Origin of the sequence: Winogradskyella sp. MIT101101 (assembly GCF_047126865.1) — a bacterium.
GTDB classification, from domain to species: Bacteria; Bacteroidota; Bacteroidia; order Flavobacteriales; family Flavobacteriaceae; genus Winogradskyella; species Winogradskyella ouciana.
The window spans coordinates 935469-949595 of record NZ_CP138982.1 but is presented as its reverse complement, the minus strand read 5'-3'; the positions used below and the strand labels follow the sequence as shown (position 1 = coordinate 949595).

Here is a 14127-nt window from a genome sequence, read left to right as displayed (position 1 = left end):
GGAATTGCTTTAGTATGGGTTAACAGTTTTTTTAACAGAATCTAAAAATTCAAAAACTATACCGTTTTCCTGATGATAGTCTGCTTACGATCAGGGCCAACTGACACAATGGTGATTGGAATATTCAGTTCATTTTCCAAAAACTCCACATAGTCGTTGAATTCTTTAGGTAATTGCGACGCTTCGGTCATACCAGTTAAATCCTCTGACCAGCCTTTGACTTCAGTATAGATTGGCGTTACATTTTCAGCTTCAATATTATAAGGCAAATGATGAATAGTTTCTCCTTTGTATTTGTATGCCGTACAAACCTTTAAGTTTTTAAATCCAGAAAGTACATCACCTTTCATCATGATTAATTGAGTGACTCCATTGACTTGACAAGCATAACGTAATGCTACCAAATCTAACCAGCCACAACGTCTCGGACGACCTGTGGTTGCACCAAACTCATGACCAACACGTGCCATGGTTTCTCCATCTTCATCGAACAATTCCGTTGGGAATGGTCCTGAACCAACACGTGTCGTATAGGCTTTAAAAATTCCGAAGACATCACCAATTTGGTTTGGTGCTACACCTAAACCAGTACATGCACCTGCTGCGGTAGTATTTGAGGAAGTCACAAAAGGATAAGTACCAAAATCAATATCCAAAAGCGAACCTTGAGCACCTTCTGCCAATATAGATTTACCAGAAGACTGTGCCTGATGAATAAACTCTTCTGAATCAATGAATTTTAAAGATTTCAATGTTTCAATGGCTTCAAAGAAATCAGTTTCCAATTCTTTTAAATCGTACTGAATATCCACATTGTAGAAATCAATCATCGCTTCGTGCTTATTAGCCAAAGCTCTGTACTTGTCCTTCCAATTGGCTAATTCAATATCACCAACTCTAATACCGTTTCTACCGGTTTTGTCCATGTATGTTGGACCAATACCTTTTAGTGTAGAACCTATTTTTGCTTTCCCTTTTGAAGCTTCACTCGCGGCATCCAATAAGCGATGCGTAGGTAAAATGATATGAGCTTTACGCGAGATGCATAGAGATTTTTTATAATCGACATTTTGTTCATCGAGTTTATCTAATTCCTTTTTAAAAATCACAGGATCTATAACCACTCCGTTACCCACCAGGTTTACCGTGTCGTCATGAAAAATTCCCGAAGGAATAGTATGCAAAACATGCTTTCTACCGTTAAAAACCAAGGTGTGTCCTGCGTTTGGCCCACCTTGAAAGCGTGCAATAATATCGTATTTTGAGGTAAATACATCGACAATTTTTCCTTTGCCTTCATCTCCCCATTGTAATCCAAGTAGTAAATCTACTGCCATTATAAAAAATTAGTTAGTCGTCTTTTTTACGGTTACCGTAAAAGTATAGTGAATGATTAGTTATGTTGATGTCAAAAACCTCTTCAATGGTTTTTTTAATGGATTGAATGCGTGGGTCACAGAATTCTATAACCTCACCAGTATCTGTTAGTATGACATGGTCGTGCTGCTTATCGAAATACGACTTTTCGTAATGCGCTTGATTTTGTCCAAACTGATGTTTGCGTACCAGGGCACATTCCAATAGCAATTCTATAGTATTGTAAAGTGTAGCTCTACTGACACGATAGTTTTTGTTTTTCATTTTAATGTAGAGCGACTCTATATCAAAATGTTCTTCACTGTCGTATATTTCTTGAAGGATAGCGTAACGCTCTGGCGTTTTTCTATGACCTTTGTCTTCAAGGAATTGTGTAAAGACGCGCTTTACAATTTCCTGATTACTTTCTTCTGTTGTTGCATTCATAATAAAGAGCAAATTTACACAAAAATTATAGGATAAGAATGATTTAATTAGGCATTAAAAACGAAAGAAATGAACAAGTTTTCAAGAAAATTCTCAATAGTTCTATTGAGCTTGTCGAAGTGCAAAATTTCACTTCTTTTAATTTCACTCGAAGTGACGAATTTTTTCGGATTCTAGATTTTAAACTCTAGTCACCTTGTCAATCCCGTTGATTTTTTTGAGCTTGTCAATAAGGTTTTTTAACATGGTCTGGTTTTTTACTTCAACGGTTATATCACCGTTAAAAATACCATCATCACTAGAGAAACTGATGCTTTTCATGTTCACATGAAGATTTTCTGAGATTAGCTTCGTAATATCGTTAACCAAACCAAGATTGTCTATTCCCGAAAGTTTTATGTGCGATGTATAGGTGCGCTGTGTAGAATCTATCCATTTTGCAGGCATTATTCTATAGGCATAATTAGATTGTAAACTCACCGCATTTGGGCAGTTCTTCTTGTGTACTTTTATACCATCATTTATAGTTACAAAACCAAATACTTTATCGCCAGGAATAGGATTGCAACAGTTGGCCAACGTATAATTAAGACGCTCTTCTTCTTTGCCAAAAACCAGCATGTCGTATTTAGAAGTAATCTCGTCTTTATCAATATCTTTTGGGACATCTGGCTTTCGAATTTTATTTTTAATGTAGCTCATAAAAGCATTGCTACGAGAGGAAGCAAAGGCTTTTAGCTTTGTATTATCTATTGTGCCGATACCAACACGATAAAATAAATCTAAAGAGGTCTTTAATTTAAAATAGTTGACAAGCTCGTTTATCGATTTTTCATTCAAGGTGATTTTGAGCTGTTTCAACTTACGTCTAAGAATCTCTTTGCCTTCTTCTGCAATCTCTTTGGTATGCGCATTTAATGCCGATTTTATTTTGCTTCGTGCTCTAGCTGTGGTGGCATAATCTAACCAGTTGGCATTTGGTTTAGCGTTTTCAGAGGTGAGGATTTCAACACGGTCACCACTTTGCAATTCTTGGCTAAGTGGTACTAGTTTACCATTGACTTTTGCGCCACGTGTCTTCATGCCAACTTCAGTGTGAATGCTAAAAGCAAAGTCGAGTGGAGTAGCACCTTTTGGGAGAGATTTTAAATCTCCTTTTGGTGAGAAAACAAAAATCTCTTTAGAGTACAGATTGAGCTTAAACTGCTCTACAAAATCTACAGCGTCAGCCTCATTGTTCTCTAAGGCTTCTTGTAGTCTGTTAATCCATAAGTCTAGATTATCTTCTTTATCATTATTATTTTTGTATTTGTAATGTGCTGCATAGCCTTTTTCGGCAATTTCATTCATACGCTCACTACGAATCTGAACTTCTACCCAACGACTTTTAGGGCCAACAACAGTAATGTGTAAAGCTTCATAACCTGTAGATTTGGGAGATGAAATCCAATCGCGAAGTCGAATAGGGTTTGGTGTAAAGTGATCTGTGACCACTGAATATATCTTCCAAGCGAGAAATTTTTCGTTTTCTAAATCTGACTTATAAATGATTCTAACCGCAAACTTATCATAGACTTCATCAAAAGATACGCCTTGTTTTACCATCTTTCTTCTAATACTGAAGATGGATTTTGGACGTCCTTTAATTTCGTAGTTGAGTCCTTCTTTATTTAGGGACTTTTCAATGACCTCAGAGAATGATTTAATGTAAGCATCTTGTTCTTCTTTGCTCTCTTGCATTTTTTCAGCAATATCATTGTACACTTCTGGTTCAGTGTATTTAAGACCAAGATCTTCGAGTTCGGTTTTTATATTATAAAGTCCGATTCTGTGAGCAAGAGGCGCATATATGTACAAAGTTTCTGAAGCAATTTTTACTTGCTTATCAGCGCGCATAGAATCCATGGTTTGCATATTGTGCAAACGGTCAGCGATTTTAATAATAATAACCCTTACATCATCATTAAGGGTGAGCAGCATTTTACGGAAGTTCTCGGCTTGCAATGAAACGTCCATTTCTGTATCGAGCGATGAAATTTTGGTAAGACCATCTACAATTCTCGCTACTGTTTCGCCAAACAATTGTTCTATATCTGCGAGTGTATAGTCAGGATTGTCCTCAACAACATCATGAAGCAAAGCCGCAGCAATAGATGTGGCATCTAAACCAATCTCTTGGGCTACGATTTTGGCTACAGCTATAGGATGAAAAATATAAGCTTCACCAGATTTGCGTCGCTGATCTTTATGCGCATCAACAGCCACCTCAAAGGCATGACGAATCATTTTTTTGTCCTTTGGAGTCAAGGTCTGGTAGCTTACTTTGAGCAACTCTTTGTAAGCTTTGGCAATGGCTTTATTTTCTTTCTCTATGGCTGCTTCAGTCATAGAACTAAAGTAGTGAATTGGTTTTTAATGAGCAATGGTTTTTGTAAAGTATAATTTTGAATCTAATTTATAATTAATGTATTTTTAGTTTAAATACCATAGTATGAAAAAAATTATTACTTCTTTGATGATATTCTCATCAGTATGTGTGTTTTCGCAAAATGCACAGGTTGACTCCCAAGTTCCGCCACCACCATGTTACGCCAACGGAAATAATGGGTTTGGCGGTGCTGTTGGTGAAGGGCATTTTTTGACCAGTGACCCAAATAGTATTGTGGAATTCCATATGTCAACTTCCGGCAATGAAATGAATGATATTTTGGTTTTTTATATTGATACTGGAGCACCAGGGCGTAATAGTATTGACCTAAGTGTTGATGACAGTGCAGATGCGCACAGAACTGCAATAACGAACAGTAATGTTTCGGGCTTTGGAAGTGTTATTACTTTTCCATCAGGTTTTGAAGCATCCTATGCTGTGGCTGTTAATGTTGATTTTGCCGGTTTATGGTCTATACCATCTTCTGGAGCTGTGGGTGACAATGGGTTAAACTTTGTCACAGCAGTTAATTCTACTTTAAACTCTAATTCACAAATCTCTTACCTGATTAGTTTTGATTGGGCAGATATTGGATTAACGTCAACCGATACGTTTAACTTTGTTGGTGTATATATTAGTGGTTCTGGTTATTCTTCTGATGAAGGTTATGGCAGCGGCATTGTAAGCGGCACAGAAGGTTCTGACAATATTACATTTAATGGTTACCTCTCTTTTCCTGAATGTAATGCAACTTTGGGTGATAGTACAGTTAGATCTGCTTCTATTGCTGCCAATTACTTTGATGGCCAATTATATGTAAAGGGTATGAATGAAATTGTGACTATTAAAGTTTATGATATTCTTGGAAGGGAAACTTACTCTGAACAGCATAATTTACAGGAATCTGAGTCTATTCCGATTGAGCTTACTAAAAACGAATTGCAATTTATCGTTATAGAAAGTTCTGATAAAAAGAAGGTACTAAAGGTGATACCTGATTAAGCATTTAACTAACTTTAAGCATCCGTCTGAGGATGATGATATTCTTCATCTAGAATGCTATTTATTAGTGCCACCTATTGTTACTTCTAAATGAATCTAATTGGTTTAGATTGGAACAAATTGATCAAGTAGATTAAAGCAATTTTTTTTTAATTAAGACCCCAACCAACCGATGTACTATAATGGATACAAGTACTAAAAAGGCAACAGTACTCCAAAGAGTTTCTTCATGCAAAAAATCAGCTTTACTCAATGCAAATGCGAGATAGAAAAAAGATCCGATACCCTTTATTCCTAGAAACGACACAGCCCAACGCTCTTTCCAAGACATTTTCGATTTTAAGGTGGGTAATATTCCAAAAACGGGCCTGATTACAAATATGAAACCTAAGCAAATCAAAATTAAAGGTAATGTGAGCTCTTTAAACCAATAGGTTGCAATATAACCACCTAAAAAAACTAAAATTATCGTTATTAAAAATAACTCTACTTGAGCAACTACATCATGCATTTCCTTATGGAATTGATGCTGTTTTTCAAATTGTCTAATAGTAACGGCAGAAACGAAAACCGCAATAAAACCGTATGCGTGTGCGGCTTCAGTTACACCGTAAATAAAAAACGTAATGGCTACGGCTAAAAATCCAAGTCGCTTGGGTGCGATTTTTACTCTGTCTGGTAATTCAAAGAACAACCATGCAATTACACGACCAGTAACATATCCGATAATAATACCTACAATGATTCTATATAGTACATCGACGATAAACCAATCACTGACCCAATCCATAGAGGTCATTCCATTTAGTGCCAATAAAATAGCGAGCCAAGTAAACGGAAAGGCCATACCATCGTTAATACCTGCTTCTACTGTGAGATAATACTGCACAGGATGTTCTTCTTCTGTAGTTTCTTCAATTTCAACTTGTATATCACTAGCTAAAACCGGGTCGGTGGGTGCAAATACAGCTGCCAAAAGTAATGCAGAAGCAGGTACAAGCCCAATCCACCAACCTAGGAGTGCAACTGAAGCAATACAACCAATCATCGTAATACATACTAATAATAAAGGGATTCGGTAGTTTTTAAGTGAAAATTTATGATTCAATTTTAGGCCAGCACCCATTATACTGATAATTACCGTAATTTCAGTTAGTTTTAATATTTCGTCATTATATTTTATGGGATTTGGTATGGGTAGGTTTATCGGTAGTAGATAACAGGTTACGCCTACAAGAATGGCTACAATTGGAACATTTATTAGCTGAAATTGTTCGATTTTTTTTAGCCAAGGTAAAAGCAATCCCATCAAGCCTACTATTAAATAGAACCAAATGTCTGTATCCATATTATTCTTTTTTAAGATTTTTAATACGATCCAATAATTTTGGATGAGAATAGTGCATAAACACGTAAGCTTTATGCGGAGTTAAATTACTAAGACTATTCTTTGATAATTTCTTTAAAGACGTAATCAATGGTTCAGCTTTATAGGTGGTTTTGGCATAATCATCGGCTTGGTATTCAAACACACGTGAGACGTAATTCATTATTAAACCTGTAACTTCTGAAATAGGTGAGTAGAGCAATCCAAAAGCAATCAAACCTACATGAAAGCTTGGAGTGTCAACACCAATGGCATTGGATAATAACGGATTGGAAATAAAAATCGATAAAATATAGAGTGTCAATCCTGTAAGTAGAATTGAGGTGATTAAATTAATAATGATATGGTTGCGTTTATAATGCCCAACTTCGTGCGCCAATACAGCAACGATTTCTTCGTCCTCTAAATCGTTGACTAAGGTGTCGTATAGCGTAATACGTTTTTCACTTCCAAAACCAGAAAAATAGGCATTGGCCTTAGTGCTACGTTTAGAGCCGTCAATGATGAATATTTTTTCGAGATTGTAACCTACGGACTTCGCGTACTCAGAAATTTTATTGCGTAAATCTCCGTCTTCCAATGGTGTTTGTTTATTAAACAAAGGCACTATCAATCGCGAATAAAACATATTCATAAATACCGTAAAGGCTGTTACAATTCCCCAAGCATACAACCAGAATGAATCACCGGTCGCCTGATAAAACCAAACGATTAAGGCGATAATACCTCCGCCTAAAATAACCATCATCAATAAACCTTTAAGTTTATCTAAGATAAAAGTTTTTTTAGTGGTCTTATTAAATCCAAATTTTTCTTCAATCACAAAGGTTTTGTAATAGGCAAAAGGTGTGGTGATGATGTCACTGGCTATCATAATGATTCCAAAGAATATCAAGGCAATTACAATTGGGTTGTCAGAATAACTTCTGGCAATATTATCCACATATTCAAAACCATCTAAAAAAAGAAATGCTAAAGTTAATACCAATGAAAATAGGGAAGACCATATCCCAAATTGGTAATTGGTGGCTTTGTACGCTTGCGATTTTCTGTATTCCTCTTCATCGTAAACATCGCTTAATTCTTCGGGAATTGGGTCGTTATAGTGTTTGGCGTTTATGGCATCGAGGATTTTGTCCTTGATGAAGTTAACTATTATTATTCCTATGATTATATAAAAGAGGGTGTTTGCTGTCATATTATAATTTTCTGTCATTGCGAGCAAAGCGCGGCAATCTGTTTGTTGCTTTTGGGTTATTTTATGAGACTGCTTCGTGCCTCGCAGTGACGTTTCTTATTAGAATTTGTTTTTTTGTTTTTTGTGATTTACGAAATTTTCAGAGAAAATCTCGCTGTCTTTTAGCCTCAAAAATAAGAATTCCTGCAGCAACAGATACATTCATAGAGTCAATTACTCCTTGCATAGGTATGCTAATATTCTGTTTGGCAGCATCACGCCATTCTTGTGTTAGTCCCGTTGCTTCTGTACCTACGACTATAGCTGTGGGTAACGTGTAATCTTGGGTATGATAGGGTTCGGATTCCTGCAAAATTGCCGAAAAAATATTGAAATTATACTTCTGTAAAAAGGCTATTGTCTCTTCTGTGCTTGCCATAGCTATTTCAGTAGTAAACACACAACCAACACTAGAGCGAATAATATTAGGATTATATAAATCGGATTTTGGATTGGCGATAATCACAGCATCCACATTGGCTGCATCTGCAGTTCTTAGCAACGCACCAATGTTACCAGGTTTTTCTGGTGCTTCGGCTACAAGAATTAAGGGTTTTTTTGACGAAAACTCTAAATTTTCAAGCTGATGCGATTTTGAATTAACGACTGCAATGACACCTTCAGTTGTATCGCGATGGGCTAATTTTTGAAACACTTCTTTTGATATTTCAATAATCTCTATGTCATAGGCTGACATTGATTTCGCTTCACTTTCTGAAAATAAATCCGGGAAAAACAACAAGGTTTTAATTTTGTAGCCACCTTTAATGGCTAGGGAAAGTTCGCGTTTTCCTTCTATTAAGAATTGGTTGGTTTTTTTGCGCTCTCTAGACTTGTCCTTTAGCTGTACAAGCTGTTTTATAAATGGATTTTGTGGACTTGTTATTGCTTTTATCATATTAAAACAAAAGTAATGTAATTTTACAGGATGTGTAACGTCAAACATGAAAACCAAAAACCAAAACATGAAAAAACTATCATTCATATTGCTTTTAGCAATTTTAATTTCAGCTTGTAAAAACGAAACAAAACCTGAATCTACAGTTGTCGATGAGGTTTCTAAAGAAGACATTACCACAAGTATCTATCCTGAAGCGATAACCAAAGTTTTTGAAGCGCATGGTGGCATAGACCAATGGAACAAAATGCAAACTTTGTCCTTTACTATGGAAAAGCCAAACGGAAACGAAGTGACGACTACACATTTAAAAACAAGAGCAGAATTGATTGATACTCCAACTTATAGTATGGGTTACGATGGTGAGAATCTTTGGGTCAATGAAAAAGATGACAATGAGTATAAGGGTAACGCAAGATTTTATAAGGGATTAATGATGTATTTCTATGCCATGCCTTTTATCGTTGGCGATGATGGTATCATTTATGAGGAAGCCGAGCCATTAACATTTGAAGGCAAAACCTATCCTGGAATTTTAATTTCTTATGAAGCCGGAATTGGAGTCTCGCCAGATGACCAATACATTATCTACTATGATGATGAAACAGGAAAAATGCAATGGTTAGCCTATACGGTTACTTATGGGAAAGACGGAAAGAGCAAAGAATTTAAATTTATCCGATACAACAATTGGCAAACCGTTAATGGATTAATAGTACCGAAAAGTATAGATTGGTATAAATACGAAAACAATCAACCAACAGAAAAACGAAATACAGTTGAATTTAAAGATGTTGTATTGTCTAAAGATGCACCAAAGGATTCTATGTTTATGATGCCTGAAGGTGCTAATATTGTTGAATAATATGAGCTCGTATCAGATTCTCAATTTTAGTTATAGATTCTGAAACAAGTTCAGAATGACAAGAAAATAAAAAGCGAGCCTACTTCGACTACGCTCAGTAACCGAAGGCTCGCTTCTTTAATTTAAAATTAATTACCATATTTTTCGGAATACCGTTTATAAAGTTCGGTTTGGTGTGTTTCTAAACTAACATTTCTGCCATCAATAAAAGCATGTGTCAGTTTGTTTGTTCGCATATCCAAGGCATCACCTTCACTGATAAATAATGTCGCGCTTTTATTAACTTCTAAGGTGCCATACATATCATCGATACCCATAATCTTTGCAGGATTTTGGGTGATTAACTGTAAAGCCTGTTCTTTTGTTAATCCATAAGCGACAGTAGTGCCAGCATAGAAAGGTAGGTTTCTTGAATTCATACGTTCCATTTGTCCGCTTGTTTCCAAAGCCACTAAAACACCAGCATCAACTAATTCCTTTGCTTGTTTAAAGGTGTAATCATAATCATCATCTTCAAGCTGTGGTCTTGTATGTACACGTTGTAACATTACTGAAACATTATTTTGCTTTAAGAAGTCTGCTACATTCGCAGCTTGATAACCACCAATAATTGTGATATTGGAAACACCTTGTGATTTTGCAAAATTTACAGCGTCTGTAATACCTTTTTCATCATCAGCATTTATGTACAAGTGCTTTGAGCCATCAAATAGACCAGCCATTGCTTCGTAAGGTAAATGGCGTTCGTTTTTAGAACCCTTGTCATAACTTTTAGACTCGTTAAAGTAGTCGTTAAGCTCCTTCACTTGTTTTGCGTAATCTTTGTTTGGTTTTAAACCTGGGTCTTCTCCTAACCACCAACGGCCACGACTAAAACTACTTGGCCAATTCATATGAATACCATCATCCATTTTTATAGCAGCATCCTCCCAATTCCAGGCATCATATTGTACTATTGACGACGTACCTGCAATTCTACCTCCTCTTGGAACAACCTGTCCCAAAAGCACACCATTTGGTCGCATGGATTCCACTACTTTAGACTCGGCATTGTAAGCTATAATACTTCTTACGTGTGGATTGTAAGTTCCCATTTCAGAAAGATCGTTAGAGGCTTTTACAGCATCAACTTCAACCAATCCTAAAGTTCCGTTAGAAACTATAAAACCTGGATATACATGTTTGCCTTTGGCATCAATGACTTCCATTGCAGTCATATCAATTTTAGAAGTAGTTGCATCTGCAACGGTTTTTAGTTTTCCGTCTTCCATGATAATGATGCTATTATCAATGACCTCACCATTGCCTATATGTGCAGTCGCACCAACAATAGCGATTGTGTTTGATTGCTTTGGTGCTGGTGTCTGTTGTGAAAAACCTAATGTAATGCACAACAAAAACAATATGACGTTTATTTGATTTAATCTTTTCATGTTTATTATTTTTAGTTGTGATTATGTGCTATGTGTTCGTTATCCATTGAGTCGCAATGCAACAATTCCTTTTCTTTCTTCTTTACAGGCTGAGTTTTTAAGCCTTTATTTTTATCTTGAAGCATAAGATTGATCAGTTCATTTTTTTCTTTCTTAACTGCTTCACGCATTTGCTTATCTTTTTCTATATCAAAATAAGTCACACCTTCAATAATGGTTTTCTCAGCTTTGGCGTAAACTGATAAAGGGTGGTCAGACCACAGAACGACATCTGCATCTTTTCCAACTTTTAAGCTTCCTACGCGATCATCTAAATGTAAAAGTTTAGCAGGATTCAGCGTTACAAACTTTAACGCGTCCTCTTCACTAATATCACCATATTTAACTGACTTCGCCGCTTCTTGGTTTAGTCGTCTAGACATTTCAGCATCATCACTATTAATAGCCACAGTCACTCCTGCATTGTGCATTATAGCAGCATTGTATGGAATGGCATCATTAACTTCGTATTTATAAGCCCACCAATCACTGAAGGTAGAACCACCAACTCCGTGATCTTTCATTTTGTCGGCAACTTTATAACCTTCAAGAATATGTGTGAATGTATTGATGTTAAAGTCGAACTTTTCAGCAACTTTCATCAACATATTGATTTCACTCTGTACATAAGAGTGACACGAGATAAATCGCTCTTTGTTTAAGATTTCTGCCAAAACTTCCATTTCGGCATCCTTGCGATATGGTTTTCCGCTTTTCTTTGCCTCATCATAAGCTTTTGCTCTAGAGAAATAATCCATAAACACTTGCTCAACTCCCATTCGAGATTGAGGAAAACGCTCATTTCTACTAGAACGCGACTGCTTTACATTTTCGCCTAATGCGAATTTGATAAACTTAGGTGAGTTGTCATATACTAAATCGTCAGCAGCTTCTCCCCATTTTAGTTTAATGATGGCAGAACGTCCTCCGATAGGGTTTGCTGAACCATGTAAAATCTGAATAGAGGTAACACCACCAGCAAGATTTCTGTAAATGTCAATGTCTTCATCATCCAGAACATCTTCTATAGTTACTTCGGCAGAAGAATTTTGACCGCCTTCATTAATTGAAGCCGCAGCGATGTGTGAATGCTCGTCTATAATACCAGCAGTGATATGCTTACCAGTTGCGTCTATAACTGTGGCGCCACTATCTGAAAGATTTTTTCCGATTTTTGAAATTTTACCATTCTTTATTAAGATGTCAGTATTCTCTAAGATACCATCTTCTTCATTGGTCCAAACCGTTGCATTTTTGAAGAGTAAGGTTTCTGATTTAGGTTTTTCGGTAAATCCAAAAGCAAGATTTGGATATGTGATTGGACTCATAAAAGCATCTTCAGACTTAGAGTCCATTTCTTTTTTATCCTTGCTTTTTTCTTCAGCTTCTTTATCCGCTTTATTGGCGTAAAACGATAACTCATTGCCATTAGGCATTATAGCTTTACCGTTTAAACTATTTCCGCTTGAAGCATTTGCCACAACTCTGACGAATTCCTTTTTTGTGCTATCAGCTGTTTTAAAGGTTAAGTTAACCCAATCATCAGTATAGCTCATTTTAGTTCCAAGTCTTTTATCTCCGCTTTCTAATTTGGCTTTAGGTTTACTTGTGCTTCCTGAAATGGATAGCTTATAATCATCACCAGCCAATTTAAAATTATAATCACCATCGATATCCTTTACATTCATGTTTTCAATAACATGTACATTACCTTGAACCCAGTTTTCAAAAAGTTTAGTCTTTTTATCAAAAATATCACCAGACGTGATTAAGAAGTTGGCATAGCTTCCTTCTTTTAACGTTCCAAGTACATCAGATTTTCCTAATAAATTAGCAGGAACTGTTGTTAGAGCTTCTAATGCTTTTTGCTTTGAAAGTCCACTTTCAATGACTTTCATAAGATTAGCCTTAAATGCATTTTTCTTTTTAAGACCGTGTGTTGTTAAAGCGAACGGAATTCCATTTTCCGCTAATAACCTCGGATTGTGAGGCTCTTGGTTCCAAGCGCGCATATCACTCAATGATAATGTGGATGCTAAAAAAGCATTCTCCACATCGTAAGCTGCTCTAAAATCAATTGGAAGAATTAACGTGGCATTTGTACCTTTTACCTCGTCTAGACGTTCATACTCATCACCACCTCCAAGAATGGTGTATTGAATGTTGAACGCATCTCCAACCTTATCAGCACGCAATAAGTTAGCTCTACTACCAGCTTCAAAAATTTGCAATAAGTTTTTGTTGCCGTTAAGTGCTTCTAAAGATAAATCTTTAGTGTCAATATTTCCATCGGCATACCATTTAGCATCATTGTACATTTGACGTAATAATGCCATACTTCCCATTATAGAAGAAGGATAAGCCTGACGTGATGTTACACTTTTACTAAATGAAAAATGTTGCGAGGTTTCGCCATCAACGACACGTACAGAGTTGTCTGCATCGTTATTTAATGCAATGAGAGCTCCTGACCCTCTAACAATACCATCTGGCATATGTGTATTTACAGCACCAAAACCAAGTTTGTGCAGTTCTGATGCCTCTTTTGCATTATACTTAAAACTGGCCATCACATCTTGCTCTGGCATCACGTGGTCGTTCCAGTAAAAACCGCTTCGACTTGCAGCATATCTTGGTCCATTACCACCACGTTCTGGTTTTTTAGCACCAAACGAGGTGTAAATATCAATAAACGAAGGGTAAATAGTTTTTCCTGTGAGATCGATTTGAGTTGTGTTCTTAGGAAGGTTAACCGATTTACCAACACTAACCACCTTGCCATCTTTTATTAATAGCGTGCCGTTTTCAATGACTTCTGTTGGTGAAACATGAATAGTTGCATTGGTTAATGCAGTGTAGTTAGAATTAGTTGCTTTTACTCCACTGTTGGTAGGGAAGTAGTCTTGTGCAAATAATGAGAAACTGCACATAAAAATGAGCAGCCGTAAGTGTACTTTTATCATAAAGTTGATGAGTTAAATTAGAGGACTAAATATAGGAATATTCGTAAAAATAAGGGTTGAAATAGAATAATT

The 14127-nt window shown here is 36.3% G+C and carries 10 protein-coding genes; 2 read left to right on the top strand and 8 right to left on the bottom strand.

Going from position 1 to position 14127, the window contains the following annotated elements; translation table 11 throughout:
* Window positions 1-56: 56 nt before the first annotated feature.
* The 3 genes from SIB89_RS04470 to SIB89_RS04460 form a co-directional block, all read right to left on the bottom strand.
* Window positions 57-1337, bottom strand: a complete 1281-nt coding sequence (locus SIB89_RS04470; protein ID WP_412561321.1) for an adenylosuccinate synthase — start codon at window positions 1335-1337, stop codon at window positions 57-59.
* A 13-nt stretch (window positions 1338-1350) separates the two neighbouring features.
* Window positions 1351-1803, bottom strand: a complete 453-nt coding sequence (locus SIB89_RS04465) for a Fur family transcriptional regulator (RefSeq protein ID WP_155089666.1) — start codon at window positions 1801-1803, stop codon at window positions 1351-1353.
* Window positions 1804-1983: 180 nt separating this feature from the next.
* Complete coding sequence (locus SIB89_RS04460; protein WP_412561320.1) at window positions 1984-4191, bottom strand: RelA/SpoT family protein; 2208 nt, start codon at window positions 4189-4191, stop codon at window positions 1984-1986.
* 103 nt (window positions 4192-4294) lie between these two features.
* On the opposite strand from SIB89_RS04460, the gene SIB89_RS04455 reads away from it, so the two are divergent.
* Window positions 4295-5233 (top strand): hypothetical protein, encoded by a 939-nt coding sequence (locus SIB89_RS04455; RefSeq protein WP_412561319.1) that lies wholly within the window; start codon window positions 4295-4297, stop codon window positions 5231-5233.
* Window positions 5234-5366: 133 nt separating this feature from the next.
* On the opposite strand, the gene SIB89_RS04450 is transcribed toward SIB89_RS04455, so the two are convergent.
* The 3 genes from SIB89_RS04450 to SIB89_RS04440 all read right to left on the bottom strand — a co-directional run bounded on the left by SIB89_RS04450 (window position 5367) and on the right by SIB89_RS04440 (window position 8755).
* Window positions 5367-6581, bottom strand: coding sequence for a cation:proton antiporter (locus SIB89_RS04450; protein WP_412561318.1), 1215 nt, complete (start codon window positions 6579-6581; stop codon window positions 5367-5369).
* Window position 6582: 1 nt separating this feature from the next.
* The gene (locus tag SIB89_RS04445) at window positions 6583-7818 is read right to left on the bottom strand and encodes a M48 family metallopeptidase (protein ID WP_273290671.1); all 1236 of its coding nucleotides are present in this window, start codon (window positions 7816-7818) and stop codon (window positions 6583-6585) included.
* Between the two features lie 139 nt (window positions 7819-7957).
* Window positions 7958-8755: a TrmH family RNA methyltransferase gene (locus SIB89_RS04440; RefSeq protein ID WP_412561317.1), complete on the bottom strand. Its 798-nt coding sequence runs from the start codon at window positions 8753-8755 to the stop codon at window positions 7958-7960.
* Between the two features lie 67 nt (window positions 8756-8822).
* Between SIB89_RS04440 and SIB89_RS04435 the strand changes: the two genes are divergently transcribed.
* Complete coding sequence (locus tag SIB89_RS04435; RefSeq protein WP_412561316.1) at window positions 8823-9620, top strand: hypothetical protein; 798 nt, start codon at window positions 8823-8825, stop codon at window positions 9618-9620.
* Window positions 9621-9748: 128 nt separating this feature from the next.
* Here the strand turns inward: SIB89_RS04435 and SIB89_RS04430 are convergent, their stop codons facing one another.
* Together SIB89_RS04430 and SIB89_RS04425 are read right to left on the bottom strand one after the other, a co-directional pair.
* Window positions 9749-11053, bottom strand: a complete 1305-nt coding sequence (locus SIB89_RS04430) for an amidohydrolase family protein (RefSeq protein ID WP_412561315.1) — start codon at window positions 11051-11053, stop codon at window positions 9749-9751.
* A gap of 11 nt (window positions 11054-11064) precedes the next feature.
* Entirely contained in the window at window positions 11065-14055 is a 2991-nt protein-coding gene (locus SIB89_RS04425; RefSeq protein ID WP_412561314.1) for an amidohydrolase family protein, read from the bottom strand.
* Between the last annotated feature and the right edge of the window lie 72 nt (window positions 14056-14127).

Coding starts and splice junctions, on each gene's coding strand:
- SIB89_RS04470 (WP_412561321.1), bottom strand. CDS start 1,337: ATGGCAGTAGATTTACTACTTGGATTACAATGGGGAGATGAAGGCAAA.
- SIB89_RS04465 (WP_155089666.1), bottom strand. CDS start 1,803: ATGAATGCAACAACAGAAGAAAGTAATCAGGAAATTGTAAAGCGCGTC.
- SIB89_RS04460 (WP_412561320.1), bottom strand. CDS start 4,191: ATGACTGAAGCAGCCATAGAGAAAGAAAATAAAGCCATTGCCAAAGCT.
- SIB89_RS04455 (WP_412561319.1), top strand. CDS start 4,295: ATGAAAAAAATTATTACTTCTTTGATGATATTCTCATCAGTATGTGTG.
- SIB89_RS04450 (WP_412561318.1), bottom strand. CDS start 6,581: ATGGATACAGACATTTGGTTCTATTTAATAGTAGGCTTGATGGGATTG.
- SIB89_RS04445 (WP_273290671.1), bottom strand. CDS start 7,818: ATGACAGCAAACACCCTCTTTTATATAATCATAGGAATAATAATAGTT.
- SIB89_RS04440 (WP_412561317.1), bottom strand. CDS start 8,755: ATGATAAAAGCAATAACAAGTCCACAAAATCCATTTATAAAACAGCTT.
- SIB89_RS04435 (WP_412561316.1), top strand. CDS start 8,823: ATGAAAAAACTATCATTCATATTGCTTTTAGCAATTTTAATTTCAGCT.
- SIB89_RS04430 (WP_412561315.1), bottom strand. CDS start 11,053: ATGAAAAGATTAAATCAAATAAACGTCATATTGTTTTTGTTGTGCATT.
- SIB89_RS04425 (WP_412561314.1), bottom strand. CDS start 14,055: ATGATAAAAGTACACTTACGGCTGCTCATTTTTATGTGCAGTTTCTCA.